At 64.0% G+C, this 26,191-nt stretch carries 23 protein-coding genes and 6 tRNA genes; 15 read left to right on the top strand and 14 right to left on the bottom strand.

Annotation, left to right across the window (positions count from 1 at the left end):
- Positions 1-93: 93 nt before the first annotated feature.
- From odhB to purB, 6 genes are all read right to left on the bottom strand, one after another.
- Complete coding sequence (gene odhB, locus VME63_RS14005) at positions 94-1,290, bottom strand: 2-oxoglutarate dehydrogenase complex dihydrolipoyllysine-residue succinyltransferase (protein ID WP_325433970.1); 1,197 nt, start codon at positions 1,288-1,290, stop codon at positions 94-96.
- 17 nt (positions 1,291-1,307) lie between these two features.
- Entirely contained in the window at positions 1,308-4,154 is a 2,847-nt protein-coding gene (locus tag VME63_RS14000; protein ID WP_325433969.1) for a 2-oxoglutarate dehydrogenase E1 component, read from the bottom strand.
- Between the two features lie 250 nt (positions 4,155-4,404).
- Positions 4,405-4,914: a hypothetical protein gene (locus VME63_RS13995; protein WP_325433968.1), complete on the bottom strand. Its 510-nt coding sequence runs from the start codon at positions 4,912-4,914 to the stop codon at positions 4,405-4,407.
- Positions 4,911-6,122: a cupin domain-containing protein gene (locus VME63_RS13990; protein WP_325433967.1), complete on the bottom strand. Its 1,212-nt coding sequence runs from the start codon at positions 6,120-6,122 to the stop codon at positions 4,911-4,913. Before VME63_RS13990 ends, VME63_RS13995 begins: the two co-directional genes overlap by 4 nt.
- Positions 6,119-6,871 (bottom strand): sulfite exporter TauE/SafE family protein, encoded by a 753-nt coding sequence (locus VME63_RS13985; protein WP_325433966.1) that lies wholly within the window; start codon positions 6,869-6,871, stop codon positions 6,119-6,121. The genes VME63_RS13990 and VME63_RS13985 overlap by 4 nt, the downstream gene beginning before the upstream one ends.
- Positions 6,872-6,938: 67 nt before the next feature.
- Positions 6,939-8,306, bottom strand: coding sequence for an adenylosuccinate lyase (purB, locus tag VME63_RS13980; RefSeq protein WP_325433965.1), 1,368 nt, complete (start codon positions 8,304-8,306; stop codon positions 6,939-6,941).
- Positions 8,307-8,409: 103 nt separating this feature from the next.
- Here purB and VME63_RS13975 point away from each other — a divergent pair, with 103 nt between their 5' ends.
- Entirely contained in the window at positions 8,410-9,807 is a 1,398-nt protein-coding gene (locus VME63_RS13975) for a class II fumarate hydratase (RefSeq protein WP_325433964.1), read from the top strand.
- Between the two features lie 63 nt (positions 9,808-9,870).
- Here the strand turns inward: VME63_RS13975 and VME63_RS13970 are convergent, their stop codons facing one another.
- The 7 genes from VME63_RS13970 to VME63_RS13940 form a co-directional block, all read right to left on the bottom strand.
- Positions 9,871-10,401 carry a hypothetical protein gene (locus VME63_RS13970; protein WP_325433963.1) on the bottom strand — a complete coding sequence of 177 codons (531 nt, stop codon included), beginning with the start codon at positions 10,399-10,401 and terminating at the stop codon, positions 9,871-9,873.
- A gap of 41 nt (positions 10,402-10,442) precedes the next feature.
- Positions 10,443-10,982 carry a hypothetical protein gene (locus tag VME63_RS13965; protein ID WP_325433962.1) on the bottom strand — a complete coding sequence of 180 codons (540 nt, stop codon included), beginning with the start codon at positions 10,980-10,982 and terminating at the stop codon, positions 10,443-10,445.
- A 49-nt stretch (positions 10,983-11,031) separates the two neighbouring features.
- Positions 11,032-11,997, bottom strand: coding sequence for a hypothetical protein (locus tag VME63_RS13960; protein ID WP_325433961.1), 966 nt, complete (start codon positions 11,995-11,997; stop codon positions 11,032-11,034).
- Positions 11,994-12,851 carry an ABC transporter ATP-binding protein gene (locus VME63_RS13955; protein WP_325433960.1) on the bottom strand — a complete coding sequence of 286 codons (858 nt, stop codon included), beginning with the start codon at positions 12,849-12,851 and terminating at the stop codon, positions 11,994-11,996. Before VME63_RS13955 ends, VME63_RS13960 begins: the two co-directional genes overlap by 4 nt.
- Positions 12,848-13,222, bottom strand: a complete 375-nt coding sequence (locus VME63_RS13950; protein WP_325433959.1) for a GntR family transcriptional regulator — start codon at positions 13,220-13,222, stop codon at positions 12,848-12,850. Before VME63_RS13950 ends, VME63_RS13955 begins: the two co-directional genes overlap by 4 nt.
- Positions 13,223-13,226: 4 nt before the next feature.
- Positions 13,227-13,547: a hypothetical protein gene (locus VME63_RS13945; RefSeq protein ID WP_325433958.1), complete on the bottom strand. Its 321-nt coding sequence runs from the start codon at positions 13,545-13,547 to the stop codon at positions 13,227-13,229.
- A 264-nt stretch (positions 13,548-13,811) separates the two neighbouring features.
- The gene (locus VME63_RS13940) at positions 13,812-14,468 is read right to left on the bottom strand and encodes a YidC/Oxa1 family membrane protein insertase (protein WP_325433957.1); all 657 of its coding nucleotides are present in this window, start codon (positions 14,466-14,468) and stop codon (positions 13,812-13,814) included.
- A 123-nt stretch (positions 14,469-14,591) separates the two neighbouring features.
- Here VME63_RS13940 and VME63_RS13935 point away from each other — a divergent pair, with 123 nt between their 5' ends.
- The 4 genes from VME63_RS13935 (at position 14,592) to zipA (ending at position 19,790) form a co-directional block, all read left to right on the top strand.
- The gene (locus tag VME63_RS13935) at positions 14,592-14,894 is read left to right on the top strand and encodes a YciI family protein (RefSeq protein WP_325433956.1); all 303 of its coding nucleotides are present in this window, start codon (positions 14,592-14,594) and stop codon (positions 14,892-14,894) included.
- Positions 14,891-15,151, top strand: coding sequence for a BolA family protein (locus tag VME63_RS13930; protein ID WP_325433955.1), 261 nt, complete (start codon positions 14,891-14,893; stop codon positions 15,149-15,151). The genes VME63_RS13935 and VME63_RS13930 overlap by 4 nt, the downstream gene beginning before the upstream one ends.
- Before the next feature lie 134 nt (positions 15,152-15,285).
- The gene (gene smc / locus VME63_RS13925; RefSeq protein WP_325433954.1) at positions 15,286-18,795 is read left to right on the top strand and encodes a chromosome segregation protein SMC; all 3,510 of its coding nucleotides are present in this window, start codon (positions 15,286-15,288) and stop codon (positions 18,793-18,795) included.
- Positions 18,796-18,806: 11 nt separating this feature from the next.
- The gene (gene zipA / locus VME63_RS13920) at positions 18,807-19,790 is read left to right on the top strand and encodes a cell division protein ZipA (RefSeq protein WP_325433953.1); all 984 of its coding nucleotides are present in this window, start codon (positions 18,807-18,809) and stop codon (positions 19,788-19,790) included.
- A gap of 69 nt (positions 19,791-19,859) precedes the next feature.
- Here zipA and VME63_RS13915 read toward each other — a convergent pair whose 3' ends face one another.
- Positions 19,860-20,438, bottom strand: a complete 579-nt coding sequence (locus VME63_RS13915) for an FMN-dependent NADH-azoreductase (RefSeq protein WP_325433952.1) — start codon at positions 20,436-20,438, stop codon at positions 19,860-19,862.
- 114 nt (positions 20,439-20,552) lie between these two features.
- Here VME63_RS13915 and VME63_RS13910 point away from each other — a divergent pair, with 114 nt between their 5' ends.
- The 10 genes from VME63_RS13910 (at position 20,553) to tig (ending at position 26,137) form a co-directional block, all read left to right on the top strand.
- Positions 20,553-21,542, top strand: coding sequence for a LysR substrate-binding domain-containing protein (locus VME63_RS13910; protein ID WP_325433951.1), 990 nt, complete (start codon positions 20,553-20,555; stop codon positions 21,540-21,542).
- A 172-nt stretch (positions 21,543-21,714) separates the two neighbouring features.
- A complete protein-coding gene (locus VME63_RS13905; protein ID WP_325433950.1) occupies positions 21,715-22,860 on the top strand; it encodes a pyridoxal phosphate-dependent aminotransferase in 1,146 nt (381 codons plus the stop codon).
- The gene (locus VME63_RS13900) at positions 22,848-23,651 is read left to right on the top strand and encodes an amidohydrolase (protein WP_325433949.1); all 804 of its coding nucleotides are present in this window, start codon (positions 22,848-22,850) and stop codon (positions 23,649-23,651) included. The genes VME63_RS13905 and VME63_RS13900 overlap by 13 nt, the downstream gene beginning before the upstream one ends.
- A gap of 188 nt (positions 23,652-23,839) precedes the next feature.
- Positions 23,840-23,916 (top strand) — tRNA-Arg (locus VME63_RS13895).
- Between the two features lie 171 nt (positions 23,917-24,087).
- Positions 24,088-24,164: transfer RNA gene (locus VME63_RS13890), tRNA-Pro, on the top strand.
- A 22-nt stretch (positions 24,165-24,186) separates the two neighbouring features.
- A tRNA-Arg gene (locus VME63_RS13885) sits at positions 24,187-24,263 on the top strand.
- A gap of 14 nt (positions 24,264-24,277) precedes the next feature.
- Positions 24,278-24,354: transfer RNA gene (locus tag VME63_RS13880), tRNA-His, on the top strand.
- A gap of 17 nt (positions 24,355-24,371) precedes the next feature.
- A tRNA-Lys gene (locus VME63_RS13875) sits at positions 24,372-24,447 on the top strand.
- A 228-nt stretch (positions 24,448-24,675) separates the two neighbouring features.
- Positions 24,676-24,761 (top strand) — tRNA-Leu (locus VME63_RS13870).
- A gap of 83 nt (positions 24,762-24,844) precedes the next feature.
- Positions 24,845-26,137: a trigger factor gene (gene tig / locus VME63_RS13865; protein ID WP_325433948.1), complete on the top strand. Its 1,293-nt coding sequence runs from the start codon at positions 24,845-24,847 to the stop codon at positions 26,135-26,137.
- Positions 26,138-26,191 lie beyond the last annotated feature (54 nt).

Raw genomic sequence — 26,191 nt, 5'->3', positions numbered from 1 at the left:
GTATATGGCGGCGCGTCGGGGATTTCGAAAGGGCGTTGTCTTGGCGGTATGGCGAGGGTCGCGCCAGGCGCGCCCCCGCCAGCGGCCGGGGCATTACATGCCTAGCAACATGCGCTGCGGATTTTCCAGCTGGTTCTTGATATCGACCAGGAACAGCACGGCGTCTTTGCCGTCGATGATGCGGTGGTCGTAGGACAGTGCCAGATACATCATCGGCGCGGCGATGACCTGACCGTTCTCGACGATCGCGCGCTCCTTGATGGTGTGCATGCCCAGGATCGCGCTCTGCGGCGGGTTGACGATCGGGGTGGACAGCAGCGAGCCGAAGGTGCCACCGTTGGTGATGGTGAAGGTGCCGCCCTGCAGGTCGTCCAGGCCCAGCTTGCCCTCACGCGCCTTCTTGGCGTAGTTGGCGATGCCTTTTTCGATATCGGCGAAGCTCATGTTCTGCGCATCGCGCAGCACGGGCGTCACCAGGCCCTTGTCGGTGGCCACGGCGATGGAGATGTCCTGGTAGCCGTGATAGATGATGTCGTTGCCGTCGACCGAGGCATTGACGACGGGGTGGCGCTTGAGCGCCTCGGCGGCCGCTTTCACGAAGAAGCTCATGAAGCCCAGCTTCACGCCGTTCGTTTTTTCGAACTGCTCGCCCAGCGACTTGCGCATCTTGCTGACTTCGGCGAGGTTCACTTCGTTGAACGAGGTAAGCATCGCGATCGAGTTCTTCGACTGCATCAGGCGCTCGGCGATGCGGGCGCGGATGCGGGTCATCGGCACGCGCTCTTCCGGGCGCGAGCCCGGCGTCGGTGCCACGGCGGGAGCGGCCGCTGCGGCAGCGCCACCCTTGCCGTAGTTGACCAGATCTTCCTTGGTCACGCGGCTGTCGCGGCCGGTGCCGGCGACCTTGGACGGGTCGATGTTCTGTTCGGTAGCCACGCGCAGGCCGGCCGGCGAGAGATCGGCGGTGCCCGCGGCGGCCGCTTTCGGCGCGGCGGGAGCCGCTGCCGCCGGTGCCGGAGCGGGCGCTGCGGGTGCCGGCGCGGCTGCGGCGGCGCCTTCCTCGATGATCGCGATCACCTGCTGGCTGTTGACGGTGTCGCCGGCCTGGAACTTCAGCTCCTTCAGCACGCCATCGACCGGTGCCGGTACTTCCAGCACCACTTTGTCGGTTTCCAGATCGACCAGGTTTTCGTCGCGCTTCACGGCTTCGCCGGCTTTCTTGTGCCAGGTGGCAATGGTGGCGTCGGAAACCGACTCGGGCAGAACGGGAACTTTGACTTCAGTAGACATGGTTAATCCTTGGAAATTTATTCTGCAGAGTGATCGGGACCGACCGGCGCGACCAGCGCCTGTTCGACCAGCGCGGTCTGTTCGGCGATGTGATCGTTGAGGTGGCCGGCGGCAGGCGCGGGCGAGCGCGCGCGGCCGGCGTAGGACAGGCTCTGCTTGGCGCCGACGCACGCCTGCAGGTGATGGCGGATCTGGAACCACGCGCCCTGGTTCATCGGCTCTTCCTGGCACCAGACCACTTCCTTGGCGGAAGGGTATTTTTCCAGCTCCGCCGCCACTTCCGGGCGCGGGAACGGATAGAGCTGTTCGACGCGTACGATGGCCACGTCGTTGATGGCGCGCTTTTCGGCGTCCTCCAGCAGGTCGTAGTAGACCTTGCCGGCGCACAGCACCACGCGCTTGACCTTCTTGGCGGGCAGCTCGCGGTGCTCGCCGATCACCAGCTGGAAGCTGCCCTCGGCCAGTTGGTCCAGCGAGGACACGGCAAGCTTGTGGCGCAGCAGCGACTTGGGCGTCATCACGATCAGCGGCTTGCGCACCGGGCGCAGCATCTGGCGGCGGATCATGTGGAAATCCTGCGCCGGCGTGGTGGGCACGCACACTTGCATGTTTTCCAGCGCGCACAGCTGCAGGAAGCGCTCCAGGCGGGCGGAGGAGTGCTCCGGACCCTGGCCTTCGTAGCCGTGCGGCAGGTACAGCGCCAGGCCGCACAGGCGATCCCACTTCGCTTCGCCGGAGCTGATGAACTGGTCGATCACCACCTGCGCGCCGTTGGCGAAGTCGCCGAACTGGCCTTCCCAGATGTTGAGGGTGTAGGGATCGGTGGTGGCGTGGCCGTATTCGAAGGCCATCACCGCTTCTTCGCTGAGCAGCGAATCGATCACTTCGACGTTGGCGTCCGCGCGCAGCGTGGCCAGCGGCATGAAGGTGTGGCCGTCCTTCTGGTCATGCAGCACGGCATGGCGATGGAAGAAGGTACCGCGCCCCGAGTCCTGGCCGACGATGCGCAGGTTGTGGCCTTCGTCGATCAGCGTGGCGTAGGCCAGGTTCTCGGCGAAGCCCCAGTCGCCGGGCAGTTCGCCGGCGGCCATCTTGCGGCGGTCGTCGTAGATCTTGGCCACGCGCGACTGCAGCGTGAGGTCCTGCGGCAGGTCGAGAATGCGCTTGGCCAGCTCGATCAGCTTGGGCTTGGCCACACTGGTCTTGGCGGGGGTGGACAACTTGCCGCCGATGAACTGGCTCCAGTCCACTTCCACGTCCTTGGTCAGGGACGGATGCAGGTCGGTCATCGCGGCGCCGGCTTCGAGGCGATCGCGATAGGCCTCGAACTGCTTTTGCGCGTCGCCTTCGGCCAGGATGCCTTCCTTCACCAGCTCCTGCGCGTAGAGTTCGCGCGTGGGCGGACGCTTGCGGATGATCTGGTACATCACCGGCTGGGTGGCCGACGGTTCGTCCGCTTCGTTGTGCCCATGGCGGCGGTAGCACACCAGGTCGATCACCACGTCCTTGCGGAACTGCTTGCGGAATTCGTAGGCGAGGCGGGTCACCTGGATCACCGCTTCCGGATCATCGCCGTTCACATGGAACACCGGTGCGTTGACCATCTTGGCCAGGTCGGTGCAGTACAGCGTGGAGCGCGCATCCTGCGGGTTGGAGGTGGTGAAGCCCACCTGGTTGTTCACCACGATGTGCAGCGTGCCGCCGATCTTGAAGCCGCGCGCCTGCGACATGTTGAACAGTTCCATGTTCACGCCCTGGCCGGCCAGCGCGGCGTCGCCGTGGATCAGTACGGCCAGCGACTGCTTGCGCTCGGTGTCCTTGCGGCGCACCTGGCGCGCATGCACGGAACCGGCCACCACCGGGTTGACGATTTCCAGGTGCGAGGGGTTGAACGCCAGCGCCACGTGCACGCCGCCCTTGGGTGTGCGCACGTCGGCGGAGAAGCCCATGTGGTACTTCACGTCGCCCGAATGGGCCGGATCGTCCTCGGCGTGCTCGAACTTGCCTTCGAATTCGTTGAACAGCGTCTTCGGCGGCTTGCCGAGGATGTTCACCAGCACGTTGAGTCGGCCGCGATGGGCCATGCCGATGACCAGGTCCTTGATGCCGTTGTCGCCCGCGGCGCGCACGACGTCGTCCATCATCGGGATCAGGCTGTCGCCGCCTTCCAGCGAGAAGCGCTTCTGGCCGACGTACTTGGTGTGCAGGTAGCGTTCCAGGCCATCGGCGGCGGTAAGGCCATCGAGCACGCGCTGCTTGCCCGCCTTGTCGAGGCCGGCCTTGCCGTTGGCCTGCTCCAGGCGGCTGTAGATCCAGTTGCGCTGCGTGTGGTCGGAGATGTGCATGAACTCCACGCCGACCGTGTTGGTGTAGACACGCTTGAGGCGCGAGAACAGCTCGCGCAGCTTCATGCGCTGGCCGCCGCCGGCGAAGTTGCCGCAATCGAATTCGGTGTCGAGGTCGGCGTCGGACAGGCCGTGGAAGCCGAGGTTGAGATCGGGCGCTTCCATCTTGTGCGCCAGGCCCAGCGGATCGAGGTCGGCGGCAAGATGGCCGCGCGAACGGTAGGCGGTCAGGAGCCGAAGCACGCCCGCCTGCTTGCGCGCATGCTCATCGCTGACCGGCGCGGCACCGGCGGCGCCGTTGGGGCGCTGCTTTTGTGCGGCCTCTATACGCGCAATGGCCGCGGCGTGGGATACATCTCCCGACTCGCGGCCTTTGAAAGTCTTGAAGTAGCTGTTCCATTCGGCGGATACCGACTCGGGGTCGGCAAGCCAGGTTTCGTACAGGGATTCGATGTAATCGGCGTTGCCGCCTGCGAGTTGAGAGGACTCGGAAAACTCGCGGATCAGGTTTGTGCTCACGTCACCACCGGCAGGGAAGGGAGGCCTTGCAGCGAACCGTCTGACCAGAGCGGTTCGCTGGCGAAAAATCCTGTTAATTATAGCCTGGGGCTGCTGCGACGCGGCAAGCTGATTGTGGTGCGCAAGCGCACGGCTGGGCGGGTTGTCTTTCGGAACGAACGCAGCATCGGCAAGGGCTTAGCGCCTCGGGTCGGACCAGAACGAACCAAAACGTCCGGAATGCATCGCATATCCTTGTTCAGCCTGCGGTTTACAAACCCAGCGGCTGCAAGTGCGAGGCCGGAGCGGCGCGCTCCCACATCTGCTCGAACTGCAGCAGCAAAGGCGCCTGGCCGGGGCCATCGCACAGGGCGGCCCGACCTTCCGGGCGGCCGGCGTCGGGCAGGAAAAGGTAGCCGTAGGTGTCGTTGAGCAACCACGCCGAGGAGGCTCGGTACTCGGCCTGATCGTCGGCCGGCGTGCGGATTTGCAGTGCGCTGGGCAAGCGCTGGGCGAGGTCGATCAGCCGGTGGCCATCGCGTAGCAGGTCGGCGGTGTCGCCAAGCAGCACCCGGATCTCGGCACCACGCCCGGAGGTGGCGATACGGCGCAATTGTGCGACTTCGGCCGGACTGCTATAGGCGTCGGCCGGCAAAGACGGTAGGTAGATGGACAATTTGTAGCGGGCTGCCGCCAAAAGCTGCAGGCGTGCGTCGGCCAGTTCCTCGCGGTTGCCGACGGCGCGCGGACCGGTGTCCTGATCGGGCGGTACGGCGCTCATGTGCGCGATCCCCGTAGTTTGCGAAGCAGCACGTGGCCGTCATTGACCAGCGCCAGCAACAGCGCGCGTTCGGCGGCATTGAACTTATGCGGCGGCGACAGCGTGCGCTGCGTGCACAGGCGTTCGGCCAGGGGCGCGCTGGCCGGGTAGGCTTGGCCGTTGGCGTACAGGTTGCAATGCGAACGGCGAAGGGTCCACGCCATGCGCGACCATGGATGGCGCAGCACCGATGCGCCGCCGTCGAGATGCTTGGTCATCGCCGCTTCGGTAAGCGGCTTGTCCGGCACCGCCGGTGTTTGCGCGGCGCGGTAGCGGGTGATGAAGCGGCCGAACCAATCCAGCAGCGTTGCGTCATCCAAGGTCGCGGCGGTGGGCAATGCGCTGCGAAGGCGTTGCAGCGCGGCCTTGTCGATTTCGCCGGTACGTTTGGCGGGCGCAAGGTCCGGATCGGTGTAGCGAAGTTCCTCCGGCAGGTGTTCGGCCAGGTAGTCGGCCAGGTCGCCGACCAGTTCGGCTTGCGAAGGCGCGCGCATGCCCACGGAGAAGGTCATGCACGGACCGCCGAACGCCACGCCGTCATGCGGTACGCCGGGTGGCAGGTACAGCATGTCGCCCGGATCCAGCAGCCATTCGTGGGTGGGGCGGAAGTGCTGCAGCTGCTTGAGTTCCACGTCGCTGCGAAAATCCTTCGGCGCATTCGCATCGGTGCTGATCGCCCAATGCCGTTGCCCAAGGCCTTGCAGCAGGAACACATCGTATTGATCGACATGCGCGCCGACGCCGCCACCGGGTTCGGCGTAGGAAATCATTACGTCATCGACGCGCCAGCTGGGCAGGAAACGGAAGTGGTCGAGCAGGGCGGCGACGTCCATGTCCCACTTGTCGACGTCCTGCACCAGCAGTGTCCAGTTGGCATCGCCGGTCTTGGCAAAATCGCTTTCGCTAAGCGGGCCGGTTTTCACGCGCCAGCGTTGACGATCTTCATCGTGTTGAATCAACCGCGCCAGCGCACCTTCCTCGCATGCGAGACCGGCGAGATCCTCGGGGGCGACCGGCGACTGGAAATCGGCAAACGCGTTGCGGATCAGCAGCGGCCGCTTCTGCCAGTAATCGCGCAGGAATTGCGCGGCACTCATGCCCAGCGGCAACCTCGATGTGCCGCGAACTTCGATGGGCAACGGCTTGCGGGAAGGTTTTGAAAGCGTCATGGGCGCAGTAGCCGATAAAAGTTGTAGATGCCCAGCGCCAGCACGGTGAGGCCGGCCATCAGGGTGCACACGCGCGGGGGCAGGCGCCGTACCAGCCAGGCGCCGAAGGGCGCGGCGATCACGCCGCCCAGGATCAAGCCCAGCACCACGTGCAGTTTGCTCTGGCCGATGCTGAGCAAGAAGGTGATGCTGGCCGCCAGGCTCACGATGCATTTGGCCAGATGCACGCTGCCGATCACCATGCGCGGTTCCTGGCCGCGCGCCACCATGGTGGTTACGGTGAGCGCGCTCCAGCCGCCGCCGCCCGCCGCGTCGAGCAGGCCGGCGACAAAACCCAGCGCGCCGGTGCCCGCCGGCACGTCGGGGCGGCGGTCCTTGCGGCGGCTGGTGCGAAACACCAGGAACAGGCCCATGGCCAGCAGATAGGGCGTGAGGAAATAGCGAATCCATTGCGACGGCAGATGCGCCAGCAGGGTTGCGCCGATCACCGCGCCGATCACCCCCGGGATGGCCAGCAACCAGAACAGGCGCCGCTGCACATTGCCGGCCCACCAGTGACTGAGGCCGGAGGCGCCGCAGGTGAAGGTTTCCGCGTAATGCACGCTGGCGCTGGCCATCGCCGGTGGCATGCCCAGGCCCAGCAGCATGCCCGCCGAGGTGACACCGTAGGCCATCCCGAGCGCCCCATCCACCAGTTGGGCGAGCGCACCGATGCCGGCGAAGATCAAAAATTGCGAGAGAGGCACCATGAGGCTCGTTCGGGCCAACCAGGGGGCATCATGACAAAAGCCATGAGGGCGTGCCTGGCCCGGCCGGTCAGATCTTCTTCGCCAGCTCGCAGGCAAGCCCGGTGTAGCTGCCCGGCGTAAGGTCGAGCAGTCGTTGCTTGGCGTCGTCAGGAAGCGCCAGGCTGGCGATGAACTGGCGCATCGACGCCTGCGTGATGCCCTGGCCGCGCGTCAGCGCCTTGAGCTGTTCGTAAGGTTCGGGCAGCCCGTAGCGGCGCATGACGGTTTGCACGGCCTCGGCCAGTACTTCCCAGCTGGCGTCGAGATCGGCGCCCAGACGGTCTGCGTTGACATGGAGCTTGCCCAGGCCCTTCTGCAGCGATTCCAGCGCGACCAGCGTGTGGCCGGAGGCGGTGCCCAGCGCGCGCAGCACGGTCGAATCGGTAAGGTCGCGCTGCCAGCGGCTGATGGGCAGCTTTTCCGCGAAGTGGCCGAGCAGTGCATTGGCCAGGCCGAAATTGCCTTCGGCGTTTTCGAAGTCGATCGGATTGACCTTGTGCGGCATGGTGGACGAGCCGACTTCGCCGGCTTTGAGCGCCTGTTTGAAATAACCGAGCGAAATGTAGCCCCACACGTCGCGTGCCAGGTCGATCATGATGGTGTTGGCGCGGCGCACGGCATCGCAATATTCGGCCACGCCATCATGCGGCTCGATCTGCGTGGTGTACGGGTTGTAGTCCAGGCCCAGGCCCGTAACGAAACGCTGCGAAAAAGCGCGCCAATCGACATCGGGGTAGGCGATGGCGTGCGCGTTGTAATTGCCCACCGCGCCGTTGATCTTGCCGGGAATCTCAACTGCGGCAAGTTGCTTGCGCTGGCGCTCCAGTCGCGCGACCACGTTGGCCAGCTCCTTGCCGAGCGTGCTCGGCGAGGCGGTCTGACCGTGCGTGCGCGAAAGCATGGGCAGTTCGGCGTTGGCGTGCGCCAGTTCGCGCAGCCTGGCGATAACCTTGTCCAGCCACGGCTGCAGCACGTTGGCGCGCGCGTCGCGCAGCATCAGCGCGTAGGAAAGATTGTTGATGTCTTCGCTGGTGCACGCGAAGTGCACGAATTCCTTGGCTTGCGCGAGCGAGTCGTCGTTGCCGATGCGCTCCTTGATGAAATATTCCACCGCCTTCACGTCGTGATTGGTGGTCGCCTCGATCGTCTTGATGCGCGCGCCGTCCTCGACGCTGAAGTCCGAGGCGATCGCCTTCAATTTGGCGATCTGCGCGGCGGTGAACGCCGGCAGTTCGCCGATACCGGGCTCCGCGGCCAGGGCCAGCAGCCATTCGATCTCCACGTGCACGCGCCGATGCATCAGGCCGAATTCACTGAAGATCGGGCGCAATGCCTCGGTCTTGCCGGCGTAGCGGCCGTCGAGCGGAGACAGGGCGGTAAGGGCGTGGGTGGACATCGGGCAGCTTCCGGGGGATCAGAACCCGGCATTTTACATTGAGTGAGGCGCTGGCGTTTTGAGGTTTATAGTGGCTCTCCTCCCCCGGCGTTGAGGTACCACCATGAGCGGCTTTCGCATCGAGCACGACAGCATGGGCGATTTGAAGGTCCCGGCGGATGCGCTGTATGGCGCGCAGACCCAGCGCGCGATCGACAACTTCCCGATCTCCGGGCTACACCTGCCACGCAGCTTCATCCGTGCACTGGGCCTGATCAAGGCGGCCGCGGCCGAAGCCAACCTCGGGCTGGGCCATCTGAAAAAAGGGCAGGCCGCGGCCATCCGCAAGGCGGCACTGGCGGTGGCGGAAGGGGAGTTCGACGCGCAGTTCCCGATCGACGTGTTCCAGACGGGGTCGGGCACCAGCACCAACATGAACGCCAACGAGGTGATCGCGCACCTCGCCGCCCGGGGCGGCGCCAAAGTGCATCCCAACGATCACGTCAATTATGGGCAAAGTTCCAACGATGTGATTCCCACCGCCATCCACGTCAGCGCCACCTTGACCGCGCACGAGGATCTCCTGCCTGCCCTGAAGCATTTGAGACGGGTGATCGATCGCCGCGCGCGCGAGCTGAAAAACGTACCCAAGACCGGACGTACGCATCTGATGGATGCGATGCCGGTCACGTTCGGCCAGGAACTGTCCGGCTGGTCGGCGCAAATCGAGGCAGCGATAGCGCGCATCGATGACAGCTTGAAGCGCATGCGCCAGTTGCCGCTTGGCGGCACGGCCGTAGGCACCGGCATCAACGCCGATCCGAAATTCGGCGCGGCGGTGGCGCGGGAGCTGAAAAAGATCACCGGCGTGCGTTTTGATTCGGCCGCCAATTATTTCGAGGGCATGGCCGCGCAGGATGCGGCGGTCGAGCTATCGGGGCAGCTGAAAACGCTGGCCGTGGGCCTGATGAAAATCGCCAACGACCTGCGCTGGATGAATTCCGGACCGCTCGCGGGCCTTGGCGAAATCGAACTGCCGGCCCTGCAACCGGGGTCGTCGATCATGCCCGGCAAGGTCAATCCGGTGATTCCGGAAGCGACCGCCATGGCCGCCGCGCAAGTGATCGGCAACGATGCATCGATCGCCATCGCCGGCCAGTCGGGCAATTTCCAGCTCAACGTCATGTTGCCGCTGATCGCCTACAACCTGTTGCAGTCGATCCACATTCTGGCCAACGTATCGCGTTTGTTGGCGGACAAGGCGATCGCCGGTTTCCGCGTCAACACCGAACGGGTGGATCAGGCGCTGGCGATGAACCCGATTCTTGTCACCGCGCTCAATCCGGTGATCGGCTACGAAAAGGGCGCGGCGATCGCCAAGCAGGCCTACAAGGAAAAGCGTCCGATCATGGACGTGGCGCTTGAGAAATCCGGGCTGTCAAAGGAAGAACTCAGGAAGCTGCTCGATCCGCGCGCGTTGACCAAAGGCGGCATCCACGGCAGCGGCGGCGCGGGCGGCTGACATGGCCGCTACCGCGGGCATCGCTCCTTCCCTGGAGCGGTGCCATGCACACGGTTATGGGCCTTACTGGTCTTTGCGGCAATCGCCCACGTCGCTGCCGCTGATGACGTTGGCGTAGGGCTTGAAGGCCGGCAGCTGTGCCACGAGCTGGTCCTGGTTGATTTTGACGTTGGCCAGGTCCTGGCAGATTTTCATTGCCGCGTCGGTAACGGCCTTGGTCTTGGCGTCGATCTGTTGCTGGATCTGGTCGCTGTTGCCGTTGGCCAGGCCTTGCGCGACGCTTTTCATGGCCTGCGCACCGACAGCGACACCGGCCTTGCCGGTGGCGATGCCGTCGGTGCGGATCATCAGCACGTTGTCGTAGTAGCGCTTGAGCAGCTCGCGTTCGGCGGGGCTGGTCTGGATCGCCTGCTGGTCGATCGTCAGATCGCCGTTGGCGCCGATCACCGCATCCGGCGCGTCTTTGGCGTGCAGCGTGATCTGGTCATGGCTCAATCGAATGGAGCCGTTCAACATGTCGCTGTCCGCATCGTTGCCGCAGGCGGCGATGACGCCACACAGCAACACGGTTGCAAGCAAGGCTGCGCGATTCATGGAGTCTTCCCCGTTGTTCAGTGGTGGCTTGACGGTAACGCTCAGTTGCCGTGCGCATCCTTGCGGCAATCGTCCACGTCCTTGTCGCGCATGATGCCGCCGTACGGCTTGAAAGCCGGTAGCTGGGCGGCGAGCTGATCCTGCACGGACTTGATGTCCGCCTGGTCCTGGCACAGTTTGGAGGTGTACTGGTCGGCCTGTTGCGAGGCCTGGCTGTCGCGTTGTTTCTTCGCGGCGGCGCTGTCCTCGCCGCTGAGCTTGTCCCTTAGCGCAGTCAGGCCGATCTTCGCACCGGCGGTGCCCAGGGCCAGGGCCTGATCGTGCACGGCCTTTACGTTCTGCACGTAAAGCATCAGCAGCCCCTTCTGCGACGGCGTGGTCGATACGGGCTTGTCGTCGATGGCCAGGTCGCCCGCGCTGCTGATGGTTGCGTCGGGCGAGCCGTCCACATGCAGGGTGACATCATCGCCGCTCAGCGAGATCCGGCCGCCTTCCCCGTTCGAAATCATGGTGGAGGGAACGTTGCAGGCCGTGGTGGCCGCCATCAGCACAAGCAAAGGAATGATCCGGTGGTACTTCATGATGCGCTCCCCGATCTGATCATGTTGGCCAAGCGGCAAGTGTCGCCAGTTAGCTGTCGTCGCGCCAGCGGCGGAACCATACGGCGCCGGCCAGCATCGCGATACCCGCCGCCGCGCCAATCCAGATTTCCGCCGTGCCCAGTGCGGCATAGGAGGTGGACAGGCTGAAGAATTGGCCGATGCTCGCCGGATCTTTGCCCAGTCCGGTCTCCGCGCCGTGATGCAGCCAGCCGCCCGGGAACACGCTGAACAGTGCGCGTGCCAGTATTTCCCGCCAATACCACGTGCTGTGGAAACCATCGCTGCTGAGCAGGTTGAACCAGCTGATCATGACGCCCAGCGCCACCGGAATCACCACCGCCCAAAGGAACGGCTTGGTGCGGGCCCAGGACGAGCAAAGCATCAGCCAGCCGACGGTCGGCAACGCCCACAGCAGATAAAGCGGGATGCTGCCGACCAGGAAGCCGATCATCTGGAACGGATGCGCCAGTACCAGCAACGACCACACGCTTACGCCATGGAAGGATAGCGCGATGGCGAACATGATCAGCATCGCAATGCCGGTCAGCACGCCGCAGATCACCACCGCAATCGGCGCGATCAGCACCGCTGCGATGACCTTGGAAAGCACGGTGCTGGTATCGGAGATCGGCAGCGATTTCCAGAACAGGATACTGCGATCGCGCCGATCGTCGTAAAGCGCGCCCAGGCAGTAGAAAAACACCACGAAGGCGAACACCAGGCTGATCAGTCCACTGGAAGAAAGCATGGCAAGATCCAGGGCCGCTCCCACTTCCTGCAACTGATGCACATCGAGCGACTGGATTTTCGAGGCGATATCCTGCCCATCCAGCGAGCCCAGATGGAAGCCGTGGCGAGAACCGAACACTTCCCCGCTCACGATGCCCATCAGATTCAACACCAGAAACACCAGTCCGGTGATCACCGGCGCCCAAATGAAGCCGCCGCGGTGTTCCCAGAATTCGCGTTTGACCAGCCAGTAGAGGGTTTTCATGCGTAGGTCCCTTTCATGGTGGCGACGAACAGATCGCTGACGGAGGGGCGACGGACTTCGCCCAGGGTCTGCAGTCGCGAGTGATCGACGCCGTCGAACAGAAAGATGCTCTTGCCGAACACCTGGCGCTCGTCCAGCGGATTGAGCTGGCGGGCGTTGGCGGCCATGTCCGCGTTCACCAGCACTTCGGCGAAGCGTTCACCCAGCGCTTCCATATCGGTGTTCAGCACGATCTTGCCGTCGCGGATAAACATGAGGTCGGTGAGAATGTGCTCGATTTCTTCCACCTGGTGCGTGGTGACGATGATCGTCTTGTTGTCATCGAAATACTCTTCCAGCAGGCTCTGGTAGAACTGCTTGCGATACAGGATGTCCAGGCCCAGCGTGGGCTCGTCCAGCACCAGCAGTTTGGCGTCAATGGCCATCACCAGCGCAAGGTGCAGCTGCACGATCATGCCCTTGGACATTTGCCGCACGCGCATGTCGGGCGCGAGCTTGGTGCGGCTGAGAAACGCCTGGCATTTGTCGCGGCTGAAGCGCGGATGCACGTTGGCGACGAAGTCCACCGCCTCGCGCACGCGGATCCAGCGCGGCAGTACAGCGACGTCGGCGATAAAGCACACCTCTTCCATAAGCTTGTTGCGCTGGCTGCGAGGGTCCAGTCCCAGCACATTCAACTGACCCTGGAAATCGGTCAGCCCGAGGATCGCCTTGAGGGCGGTGGTCTTGCCGGCGCCGTTGGGGCCGATCAGGCCCACGATTCGGCCCGGCTGGATCTCAAAATGCACCTGGTCCAGCGCGATGGCGTTCTTGTAGCGCTTGGTCAGGCCATTGGCGGTGACGACCGCGTTCATGAGTGGCTCTCCGTGTCCTGCGGCGCTTCGCGCAACAGGGTTTTCAGATCCAGGCCAAGGCGCTGCAGGCGTGCATACAGTGCAGGCCACTCTTCGCGCAGAAACCGCTCGCGTTCGGATTTAAGCAGCGCCTCGCGCGCTCCGTCGGTAACGAACATGCCCAGCCCCCTCCTTTTTTCCACAAGTTGGTCGTCGACCAGTTCCTGGTACGCCTTCGATACGGTGAGCGGATTGATTTGAAAATCGGCCGCCACCTGGCGTACTGACGGCAGCGGGTCGCCCTCGTTCAAGGCGCCGTCCAGGATCATCGCCACGACGCGTTCGCGCAGTTGACGATAGATCGGGACGCTGTCGTTCCAGGTGATGGACATGGATTTATTCCTTGCTGATGCCGGCGAATTTGGTCGAGCCAAACGAATAGTAGGGCATGGTCAGCTGCGCTCCGAGCAGGCTTGCGTTGCTTTCGCTGGCGTTGGCGATCGGCGAGTTGGCGATCGTCAGGCTGGCGGTGCTCAGCATGGCGGCGGCGCGCTCGTCCTCGGCGGTGGGGCGGACCTCGACCGGGGCCAGGTTGATGACCTTCAGGCCATCGATTTCGGCAACCGGCAGCTTGGGGGTGTTCGGGCTCAGGGCGATCAGGCTTACCGTGGTAAACAGAACCGCGGCGGTCAGGGCGATCGGGTTCGGTGCTTTCATGACGGCTCTCCTCTAGTGATCTCGTGGACCGGTGTTGTAGTGAACTATAACACCATCTTCGAGACTGTCAACAACCGTGTGGCATGACTGATGGCCTAGCGGGGGTGCGACACGTCGAAAATGGCTTCCCGCCGCGGTTTGGGGCTCAGCTGGAACGAGCAGCCGGGTCCGGTCCGGGGCAGGGAAAGCGTGCGCGCAACGTGCGCGGCGGGGCAGCGGAGGCTGTCAGGGATCGCTCCTGACAGGTATCACACGACCCCCGGCTCAGCGTCTGGGGGATGGGGCCGGGCGGGCGGCCCGATGGACCCGCCGGCGCAGCAGGGCTGCCTGCAGCACGCCCACACTGCCCGCACCCGCCCAGTACAGGCACAAGCCCGCACTCAAGTGCCAGGTCACCAGCAAGGTAACGATCACAGGCAGCCAGTGCAGCAGAGTCCGGGTCTGTTCCGGGAGGGCCGGGTTGAGCAGGATCGCCGCCCCGCTCAGCAGGGCCACCATGAAGGCCAGCCACAGATCCGGCCGCGCAAGGCGTCCGATCCACAGAAAGGAGCCCGCCCCGGCCACGCTGTGCCGGATGGCGGCGTAAATGCCGGCTCCCAGCGGTGCCTGCACCATGGCGGTGAGCATGCCGCTGCCCAGGCCGCCGGTGACGTGGTGCTTGCGATAAAGCGCCTGCAGGGCGCTTGCGTAGGCCGACGGATCCTTGGCGTGGCGTTCGCGCAGCCGCGCCAACTCGGGCTTCAAGCGCGCCAACGTATGCTGGCGATGCCAAGCCTGTTCGGCCGCGTGCAGGGTCATCGGCAACAAGGCCAGCCGAACGACAATGGCCATGACGATCACCGCCGCGCCGTAGCTGCCGTCCAGCGCATGCGCCCATTGAGCCAACAGGGCGCCTAGCGCGTCCACGAACGCCGACCACATAGCTTCAGTCCCCTCGGATGGATGGGCTGCCAATGGTGGTCCTGCGGCGCCGATTCAAGCATCCGCGGGAGTTCCGGCGCGGTGTCGGATAAAATCGCCGATCACCCTGAGGGAGTTACGCACATGTGGTACGCCATCACCGGCACGGACCATCCCGAATCGCTTGAGCGCCGACTTGCCGCGCGCGGCGCCCACCTGGCCCGGCTGGAACAGCTGCAGCAGGAAGGCCGGCTGCTGTTGGCCGGACCGTTTCCGGCCATCGATGCCGAGCAGCCGGGCCCGGCCGGCTTTACCGGCAGCCTGATCGTGGCCGAATTCGCTTCCTTGGCCGAGGCCGAGCAATGGGCGCAGCTTGACCCATACGTGGAGGCCAACGTCTACCTCAGCGTCAGCGTCAAGCCTTTCCGCAAGGTGCTGCCGGCATGACTGCCGCGATGGTGCATGAGATCCGCCGCCGCCTTGACGCGGCGCTGCATCCTGTGGAGCTGGATGTGCTGGACGAGGGCCACAAGCATGCCGGCCACGCCAATGAAGGAAAGGGGCATTTCCACGTCCGCGTCGTCAGTGCCCAATTCGCCGGCGTGCCGCCGCTCAAGCGTCATCGCCTGGTCTACGCGGCGCTGGGCGAGCTGATGGATAACGGCATCCACGCCCTTTCCATCGATGCGAAGGCGCCCGATTGAGGCCAATCAATCGGTTGGACCCCATTTCTCCGGTTGCCGCTGGCGTCGAACGCATTGCGATGCTGTCACGCGTTTGGCACAGTGACCCGTCGTCCGCCGGGGCGGACCACCACTTTCCGAGCTGCTGACCCTGCATGCGCCTAACCACGATCAAACTCGCGGGATTCAAGTCCTTCGTCGACCCGACCACCCTGCATCTGCCCACCAATATGACGGGGGTGGTGGGGCCTAACGGTTGCGGCAAGTCCAACATCATCGATGCCATCCGCTGGGTGATGGGCGAAAGCGCCGCCAGCCGGTTGCGCGGGGATTCGCTGACGGACGTGATTTTCTCCGGCTCCAACGCGCGCAAGCCGGTGGGCCAGGCCACTGTCGAGCTGATCTTCGACAACGCCGACGGCACCATCCAGGGCGAGTATGGCCAATATGCGGAAATCTCGGTCAAGCGCCAGGTGACGCGCGACGGGCAGTCGGCGTATTTCCTCAACGGTGCGCGCTGCCGCCGCCGCGACATCACCGATCTGTTCCTTGGCACGGGCCTGGGGCCGCGCAGCTATTCGATCATCGAACAGGGCATGATCAGCCAGATCATCGAGGCGCACCCGGAAGAACTGCGCACGCACCTGGAAGAAGCCGCCGGCATTTCCAAATACAAGGAACGCCGCAAGGAAACCGAAAGCCGCATCAAGGCCACGCGCGAAAATCTTGACCGCGTGCGCGACGTGCGCGACGAAGTGGACAAGCAACTGGAGCATTTGAACCGCCAGGCCCGCGCCGCCGAGCGCTGGAAAGCCTACAAGGAAGAACAGACGCGCAAGGAAGCCGAATTGCGCGCACTGGAATACCGCGGCCTCAAGAGCCAGCACGACGGACAGGGGCAGGGGCTTTCGGCCGCCGAAATCGAGATCGAAAAGCGCCTGGCCGAACAGCGCCAGATCGAGGCGCACATGGAAAGCGCGCGCGAACGCCATGCCGACGCAAGCGAACACCTCAACACGGTGCAGGCCGAGGTCTACAAGGTCGGCTCGGAAATCGCGCGTGTCGAGCAACAGGTTCGCTACAACCGCGAAACCGCCGAGCGCCTGCAGCGCGCGCAACTGGAAGCGGAGCGCGAACACAGCGAATTGGCCGCGCACATCGCCACCGACCGCGAGCAGGTTGAAACGCTGCGCATGGCGCTGGCCGAGGGCGAACCCAGGCTCGAAGCCCTGCAGCAGATGCAGGACGACACCGCCGACGCACAGCGCGACACCGAAACCAAGTTGGCCGACTGGCAACAGCGCTGGGACACCTACACCCGCACCGCCGGCGAGGCGAGCCGGGCGGCGGAGGTGGAGCGCACCAAGCTGGCCTATCTCGATCGCCAGTCCATGGACCTGGGCAAACGCAAGGAAACGCTCGAAAACGAGCAAAAAGCCACCGACGTCGCCGCGCTCGACGCTGCCGCCGAACAACTGCACGTCGAGCACGATACGCAGCGCGAACGCGTCGAGTCGCTGGGCAGCCTGCTCGACCAGCACAAGCTGTCGCACGAAAAAGTGCTCGATGAGGAGCGTCAGGTTCAAACCGTGCTCAACGAAGCGCGCCAGCAGCTGCAGACGGCGCGTGGGCGCCTGGCTTCGCTGGAAGCCTTGCAGCACGCCGCGCTGGGCCAGGAAGAAAGCGCCGCCAGCCACTGGCTGTCGACGTTCGGTTTGGACAAGAAGCGCCGTCTGGGCGAAGCGCTGCAAGTGGAGGCCGGCTGGGAAACAGCGGTCGAAACCGTGTTGTCGGGTTTCATCGACAGCGTGCTGGTGGATGGGGCGCACGATCTGGCGCGTGAATTTCCCGGGCTGGAAAATGCCGACGTCGCCTTGCTCGATGCGGCCGAAGGCAATGCCGGCGCCGCGGGCACGCTGGCCGCGCACGTGCGCGGCCCGGCTCCGGCGATCGCGATTCTTGGCCACGTGCTGACCGCCGAAAACGTCGACGAAGCGCATCAGCGTGTCTACGGGCTTTCCGCGCTGGCGCCGTATCAATCGGTCATCACCCGTGCGGGTGAATGGCTCGGCCCAGGCTGGGCGCGCGTGCGCCGCGCGCAGGGCAACCAAGTGGGCGTGCTGGCGCGCGAACGCGAAATCCGCGTGCTGACCGAGCAGACCCAAACGCTTGAAGCGCGGATCGATGAAGCCACCGAACAACTCGATACGTTGCGCACCAACAAGTTCGAAACCGAGCGCGCGCGCGACGACGCGCAACGCGATCTGTACAACGCGCACCGCCGCCAGTCGGAGCTGGCAGGGCAGTTGCAGAGCCACCGCGGCAAGGTCGAAACCGCGCGTGCACGTGCTGAAAAAGTAGCGGGCGAACTGTCGGCGTTGCTCGAGCAGATGGAGGAGTTGCAGACGCAGACGCGTGAGGCACGTGCGCGGCTGGACGAATCGGTCAACAACATGGGCGACCTGGAAGACCAGCGTCGCGAACTGGAAAACGAACGGCGCGCGCTGCTGGAAGCGCGCGAAGAGGCGCGCATGAACGCGCGCGAGGCAGCCGACCAGGCCCATGCGCTGGCGTTGAGCCTGGAGTCGAAGCGTTCCTCGCTGACCTCGCTCGATCAGGCCTTGTCGCGCATGGACAACCAGATCCGCCAGATCGATGCGCGCCGCAGCGAAATCGCCGAGCAGCTCGCCGCCGGTTCCGATCCGATCGCCGAACTGGAAGCCGAACGCCAGACCTATCTGGACCAGCGGCTGCTGGTCGATCGCCAGATGGTCGAGGCGCGCCGCGCGCTGGAAGAGTGCGACATCGCGTTTCGCAAACTCGAACAGCAGCGCCACAACATCGAGCAGGAGCTGTCCGGCCTGCGCGAAAAACTGTCCGAACAGAAACTCGCCGCCCAGGCGCTGCAAATGCGCGCCGACCAGCTTGCCGAAGCAATCACCGCATCCGGCCTCGATCTGGAAACGCTGCTGGCGGAACTGGCCGAGGACGTCGACGCCACGCAATGGCGTCAGCAGCTGGCCGACCTGGCGCAGAAGATCGCCCGCCTGGAGCCGGTGAACCTGGCGGCGATTCAGGAGCACGCCGAGCAAAGCGAGCGCAAGACCTACCTCGACACGCAGCTGACCGATCTCACCAGCGCAATGGAAACGCTGGAAAACGCGATCAAGAAAATCGACCGCGAAACGCGCCAGCGCTTCAAGGAAACCTTCGACCGCGTCAACGCCGGCGTGCAGGAACTGTTCCCACGCCTGTTCGGTGGCGGCCACGCATATCTGGAGCTTACCGGCGATGATCTGCTCAGCACGGGCGTGTCGATCATGGCGCGTCCGCCGGGCAAGCGCGTGTCCAACATCACCTTGCTCTCCGGCGGTGAAAAAGCATTGACTGCGGTATCGCTGGTATTTGCGATCTTCGCGCTGAACCCGGCGCCGTTCTGTTTGCTGGACGAAGTGGACGCGCCACTGGACGAGGCCAACGTGGGCCGTTTCTCCAACATGGTGCGCGAGATGAGCGAGAAGGTTCAGTTCATCTTCGTGAGCCACAACAAGGCCACCATGGAAGCGGCGAGCCAGCTCTGCGGCGTTACCATGCGCGAGCCGGGTGTTTCGCGTCTTGTGCAGGTCGATCTTGCCGAGGCAGCCAAGCTGGCCGGCGCGGCCTGAGGAGTCACATCATGTTGCCTGGAATCGAACTGGCTGTTTCCTGGGATCCGGCCATTGGCATTCCCACCGTCGTGGTGGGCGCGATCGTGCTGGTGCTGGTGTGGCTGTTTGGCCAACCGAAGAAAGAGCAGGGCACGCGGCGCCCCGCGCCCGAGCCGGCTGCCGAGCGGCGCGAGCCGCGGCTGGGCGATGGCGTGGACGAAGACGATGCGTTCAGGGATATCGGCGAGGAACGGATCGACCCGCGCTTCTCCCAGGCAACGCCGCAACAGGGCGAGCTCGACATGGGGCTCAGCGCAGAACTGGAGAAGCTGAGCGCCACGCTTGCCGACGAACGCCACGCCGCGCTTCAGGTGCCCAAGCCGAGCGGGCATGCGGCCTCCATCGTCGAGGCCTTGCGTGCGCCCTCGCACCCTGCCGAGCCGGTGCACCGGCCCGCGGAACCAATGGCCGTGACCGCCCCGGCTCCCGCACCGGTGGCCCCGGCGCCGGCTCCCGCGCCACGGGTCCCGCCGCGTTCGGACCTGGGCAAGCGCCCGGCGCAGGTGCCGGTGGAGCGCATCGTCAGCTTGTTTGTGATCGCCCGCGAAGGCCACGCTTTCAACGGTGCGGATCTGATCGTGGCCGCCGAAAAGGCGGGGCTGGAATATGGCGACATGGGTATCTACCACCGCCTGGTGGACGGCAAGCGCGAGCTTGGCCCGATCTTCAGCGTCGCCAACATGCTCAAGCCCGGCAGTTTCGACCTGACCCGGCTCGATGCGCTGCGCACGCCAGGGCTGAGCTTCTTTATGGCCTTGCCAGGGCCTGTGGCGGCCCTTGACGCCTGGGACGCGATGTTGCCCACCGCGCAGCGACTGGCCGAGTTGCTTGATGGCCAGGTGCTGGATGAAGAGCGCAACGCGCTCGGCCGCCAGCGCATCGCCCACATTCGCGACGAGTTGCGTGGCTGGGATCGCGAACATGATGGCGGCGAAATCCGCTTTGGCCGCTGATCGGGGCGCGGCAAAACAAAGGAGCGCCCCGTAGGGCGCTCCATGATCGCTGTGTGGGGTACCGCGCGATCAGGCGGCTTTCACGGCGAGGGAGCCGATGGTGTCCCGGGCCGACGCCAGCGCCTTGGCCTTGGTTTCAGCACTGACGGCGACGCCTTCGGCACGCACGAATGCCACATCCTGGATGCCCAGGAAGCCGAACACGGCACGCAGGTACGGTTCCTGGAAATCCAGGCCCGCCATCGGGCCCGCGTAGATGCCGCCACGGCTGGACGCAATGACGACCCGCTTGCCGCCGGCCAGGCCTTCCGGACCGTTTTCGGTGTAGCGGAAGGTCTTCCCAGCCACCGAGACGCGATCGATCCAGGCCTTCAACTGGCTGGGGATGGAGAAGTTGTACATCGGGGCACCGATCACCACCACGTCGGCGGCGAGGAATTCGTCCAGCACGCCCTGGCTCTGCTTGGCGGCGTCGCTATCGGCATCTACGACCGGCACCCAATGCGGCAGGGGGTGGGCGGTCAGGTCGCGGTAGGTCACGTTTACCGAAGGGTTCGCCTGGGCGATCTGAGCCACGATGGCAGCGCTCAGTTCGCGCGATACGGAGTGCTGGCCCAGGGAGCTTGCGTCAAGATGCAGCAGTTTCATGGTTCTATCTCAGTTCCAGGCCGGGCGGGCCGGCGTTGGAATAAAGATAAAATTTGAACGAACAAACGATAAGATGGCCAAAATCGAACTTATCGTTCCAAATAGGAAACAAAGATGACCACCTTACCCGGTGCCATGCAGGACCTCAACGACCTGTATTTCTTCGCGGCCGTGGTGGAACACGGAGGTTTTTCATCGGCGGGGCGCGCCCTTGGAGTGCCCAAATCCCGCCTCAGCAAGCGTATCGCCCAATTGGAAGAGCGCCTGGGCGTGCGCCTGCTGCAGCGGACCACGCGCCGCTTCGTGGTGACCGAGGTGGGCGAACGCTTCTACGGCCATTGCCGCGCGGTGCTGGAAGAGGCGCGCGCCGCGCAGGACGCCGTCGAGGAACTGCGCGCCGAACCGCGCGGTGTGGTGCGGCTCAGCTGCCCCGTATCGATCGCGCAGACCGTGCTGGCCTACATTCTGCCCGAATTCATGGCGCTGTATCCGAAGCTGCAGGTGCGGGTGCTTTCCAACAACCGGCGAGTGGACCTGATCGGCGAAGGCTATGACCTGGCCATTCGCGTACGTACCAAGCTCGATACCGACGCGAACATGATCGTGCGCAGCTTCAGCCAGTCGCGCATCCTGCCGGTCGCCAGCCCGTCGCTGTTGAAAGCCTACGGATATCCCGCGCATCCGGAGGATCTGGCGCGCATGCCTGCGCTTTCCAATCAGGAGCACGAAGGCGCACAGATCTGGGAGTTGATCGACGCCAAGGGCGAGCGTGTGAATGTGGAAGTCCAGGCGCGGTTGATCACCGGCGATTTTGCCGTGTTGCTGGAAGCGGCACGGCGCGGCCTGGGTGTCACGCTATTGCCGGAATTTGTCTGCGCGCCGGCGATCACGCATGGCGAACTTGAAGTGGTACTGCCCGAATGGAGCGCGCCGCAAGGTGTCATGCATTTTGTCTATCCCAGCCGCCGCGGCATGCTGCCGGGCGTGCGCGCGCTGGTGGATTTTCTTGCCGAGCGGCTGCCCGAAGCGACCCGCCTGCAGCACGAGCAGTGCATGAAGCGTCCGCTCGAAGCGCTTGAACTTCCTGGGCAGCCTGCGCCTTGAGGAGGCGCTGTGCAAACCACGCGCGCGTCGCCGGTCTTGTTTGCTTGCAGGCCGTAGAGCCATCAGCGAAGGCAGGGCGGGCCGTTTGGATCTTCATGGTGTCCACGCAGAAGCGGTCAGGGCGTCGGTGACCCATGCTAGTCTTGGCGTTTGGACATCTAAGCTTCCGGTCATGACCATCGAAACCAAGCTCCCGAAAGTCGGCACCACCATCTTCAGCGTGATGAGCCAACTGGCCGTGCAGCACAAGGCGGTCAATCTTGGTCAAGGCTTTCCCGATTTCGAACCGCCGCAAGCATTGCGCGATGCGGTAAGCCGCGCCATGGCTCATGGTCTCAATCAATATGCGCCCGGCATCGGCACCGCTGCGCTGCGCGAGCAGATCGCCTTGAAAACCGAGCGGCTCTATGGTCATAAGGTTAGTGCCGATAGCGATGTCACCGTCACCTCCGGTGCGACCGAAGCCTTGTTCGCCGCCATGGCCGCGGTGGTGCGCGCGGGCGACGAAGTGATCGTGTTCGATCCCGCTTACGACTCCTACGAACCGGCGATCGATCTGCAGGGCGCGCGCGCGGTGCATATTCCGCTGACCGTGCCGGACTTTTCGATCGACTGGCAGCGCGTGCGCGAGGCGGTGACGCCCAAAACGCGCATGATTTTAATCAACAGCCCGCACAATCCTTCGGGGGCGGTGCTGTCGGCGGCGGATCTGGACCAGTTGGCCGCGATCGTGCGCGATACCCCGATCGTGGTGCTCTCCGACGAGGTGTACGAACACATCGTGTACGACGGCGCCGCGCACGAGAGCGTGCTGCGTCACCCTGAGCTGGCTGCGCGCAGCATCGTGGTGTCCAGTTTCGGCAAGACCTATCACTGCACCGGCTGGAAGCTCGGCTACGCCGTCGCGCCGCCCAAATTGTCGGCGGAATTTCGCAAGGTGCATCAGTATCTGACGTTCTGCACCTTCCACCCGGCGCAGGCCGCATTCGCCGAATTTCTTGCCAGCACGCCCGGGCATTACCTCGAGCTGCCGGCCTTCTATCAGGCCAAACGCGACCGTTTCCGCCATCTGCTCGCACCCTCGCGCCTGAAGCTGCTCGATGTGCCGGGCGGGTATTTCCAGTTGGTCGACTATTCGTCCATCAGTGATGAAGACGATGTTGCCTTCTGCCAGTGGCTGGTGAAGGAAGGCGGCGTGGCGGCGATTCCGTTGACGCCTTTCTACGACAAAGCACCGGGCACGCGCCTGGCGCGCCTGTGCTTTGCCAAAAGCGATGCAACGATGGAAGCAGCGGCGGAGCGTCTATGCAAACTTTGAACGTTTCGCTGGTGCAGGGCGCGACACGTTGGCACGACGCCCCGGCCAATCGCCACTACTACGGATCGCTGGTACGGCGCGTGGCCGGGCAGAGCGATCTGGTGGTATTGCCGGAAACCTTCCTGTCCGGCTTCAGCAACGACACGCGGGCCAGCGCCGAAACCATGGACGGGGAGGGTATCGCGTGGATGCGCGCGCTGGCGGCCGAAGTCGGCGCCGTGGTCACCGGCAGCCTGGCCATTCGTGAGGGCGAGGTGGTCTACAACCGCTTGATCTGGGCGCGTCCGGACGGCACGTTTTCGCAATACGACAAACGCCACCTGTTTCGCATGGCGGGCGAGCACACGCGCTACGGCGGCGGGTCCGAGCGCCTGATCGCAGAACTCAAAGGCTGGCGCATTCTGCCGCAGGTTTGCTACGACCTGCGGTTCCCGGTGTGGTTGCGCAACCGCCGGCTGGCATCGGCAGCGGGCGGCATGGACTACGACTTGTCGTTGTTCGTCGCCAATTGGCCGGCGCCGCGCCGGCAGCCGTGGCGAACGCTACTGCGTGCCAGGGCGATCGAAAATCTCGCCTACGTGATCGGCGTCAATCGCGTGGGCGTCGATGGCAACGAATTGCCCTACGCCGGCGACAGCGCGGTGATCGATCCGGTGGGCGAGGCGGTCATCGAGCTGGGTTCGCAAGAGCAGGTGGTGACCGTATCGATCGATCCGGCACCGATGCTCGCGCACCGCGAGCGGTTTCCGGCGTGGATGGACGCCGATGATTTCGCGCTCTTGCCCACGTGATGCGCTCAAGCGATCGGCGAACCCGATCGCGTGGATGAGCCACGCAAAACAGTCGGCCACATGAACCGAATGTTTCAAAAAACTTCACAAAGAGTATTGACGGCTGCGGCCAGTACCTGAATAATTCCGCTTCTTGCTTCGGCGCCTTCCGCGGGTCGGTCCAGGCGGCAGCAATAAGATTTAACCACGCGCCCGTAGCTCAGTTGGATAGAGTACCAGGCTACGAACTTGGTGGTCGGGAGTTCGAATCTCTCCGGGCGCGCCATTTTTAGCAGATGCAATGCTTTTTCGGGTTGCGGATGCAAGGCAGGCAGTACATCGTTTGCCGAACCGGATAAAGTTTGAAATCCGGTGTGTTCGATACGGATTGACGGGGCAGAGTGCCGCCCGTAGCATTTCAGAGCTTCGGTGTGCGAAAGCCGACCGAGTTCGGAATCGGGGTATAGCTCAGCCTGGTAGAGCGCCAGCTTTGGGAGCTGGATGTCGTGGGTTCGAATCCCTCTGCCCCGACCAGCAGGTGTTCTGCTTCAGTCAAGCGCCTGTAGCTCAACCGGATAGAGCATCGGCCTTCTAAGCCGACGGTTGCAGGTTCGATTCCTGTCGGGCGCGCCAGATTCGTGTTTACGGTGGGCGTAGCTCAGTTGGTTAGAGTACTGGATTGTGATTCCAGTTGTCGTGGGTTCGAGTCCCATCGTCCACCCCAATTTCAAAGCAGTTCCTGGGCCGTTAGCTCAGCTGGTAGAGCAGTTGACTCTTAATCAATTGGTCGTAGGTTCGAATCCTACACGGCCCACCAGCTATCGAAGGACTCGCAGCGATGCGGGTCCTTTTTTCTTGGCCGGGCGAAAAACCTCAGGTTCCGGGCCGTTGGAGCGCTTGTGCTGGTCCGTCGCGCAACCGTAAAATGACCGGCTTGGCACAAGGTAATCATCGACTTAGGATCGCGGTCCGGCAGTTTTCAGGCGATTTCCATCGAAAACGGTGAAAATTGCTGAAAATCAAAGGCTTGCAATCGACAGCCGATGCGAAAGTGGCGGAATTGGTAGACGCACTGGATTTAGGTTCCAGCGGGTAACCCCCGTAAGGGTTCGAGTCCCTTCTTTCGCACCACAGACCTTGAGTTTGATTTGACTGGCGGCCGGGGGCCGCCGCGGCGCCGGTATGGGCCACTACAGGTAATTCCAGGAGACGTCATGCAGTTTTCCGTTGAAAACGTCGGCAAGCTCGAGCGCAAGCTCACGGTCAAGTTCCCGGCTGAGCGGTTCGAGACACAGGTCAGCGCCCGCATCGCCGAAATGAGCCGCACGGTGCGCCTGAAGGGCTTTCGCCCAGGCAAGGTGCCTGCCAACGTGATCCAGCAGCGCTTTGGCGCGCAAGTGCGTGGCGAAGTGCTCTCGGACCTGATCGGCAGCACGCTGCGCGAGGCGTTCGAAAAGGAAAACCTGCGTCCGGTCGCCAACCCCGCGATCAACACCACCGGTCAGCCGGAAAACGGCGAAATCGCCTATACGGCCACCTTTGAAGTGATGCCGGAGTTCCCGGACATCGACGTCGCCAAGCTGGACATTACCCGCCCGTCGGCCGAAGTGACCGATCCGGACATCGAGAAAATGATCGAAACCCTGCGCCAGCAGCGCCGCAGCTTCGACGAGGTGGAGCGTGCCTCGGCCGAAGGCGACTTCGTGATGTTCGAATATGCGGCCTCCGCCGGCGACTACCGTTTCCCGGGCGAAGGCCTGGAACGCGCCGGCAGCGTGATTGGCTCGGGCACCCTGTTCAAAGCGCTCGATGCGGCGCTCACCGGCCGCAAGGCCGGCGAGGAATTCGAAACCGACGTCGAGTTTCCCGCCGATTTCCGCAATGAAAGCCTCGCGGGCAAGACCGCCAAGGTCAGCTTCAAGATCGTCAAGGTGCAGGCGCCCAACCTGCCGGAAGTCGATGCCGAATTCATCAAGCTGTTCGGTATCGAGGACGGCGACATCGAGCATTTCCGCAAGGAAGTGCGCGCCAACCTGGAGCGCGAACTGAAAGCCGCGCTGATGGGCCGCCTCAAGGCCCAGGTGGCCGAGAAGCTGGCCAGCGCCCATGGCGAGCTGGAAGTGCCGAACCTGATGGTGCAGTCCGAGGCGCGCAACCTGGCCGCTGGCAGCGTCCCGCGCGGGCAGGAGCCGCCGCAGCAGCTGATCGACGCGGCGGCGCCGGCCGCGCGCATGCGCGTCATTGCCGGCCTGCTGATGGGCGAAATCGCCCGCAAGCAGGAGCTCAAGCTCGACCGCACGCGTCTGGCCGAGCAGCTTGCCGCCATCGCCTCGACCTACGAGGAGCCGGAAAAGGTCGTTGAACTCTACAACGGCGACCCCCAACTGATGTCCGGACTGCAAAACCGCGTAATGGAAGATCAGGTGGCCGAGTGGGTGGCTGAGCACGCCAACACCACCGTGCAGAATCTGAGCTTCGACGAAGTGATGCGTCCGGTCGGTGCCTGAGACGATTCGATCAGGTCCGGCTATAGTCAGACCTGATCCGACGAATCGTTCATT

The organism is Dyella sp. (genome assembly GCF_035503745.1).
Taxonomy (GTDB): Bacteria; Pseudomonadota; Gammaproteobacteria; order Xanthomonadales; family Rhodanobacteraceae; genus Dyella_B.
The sequence above is the reverse complement of the archived record's forward strand: the minus strand, read 5'-3'. Positions and strand labels throughout refer to the sequence as shown.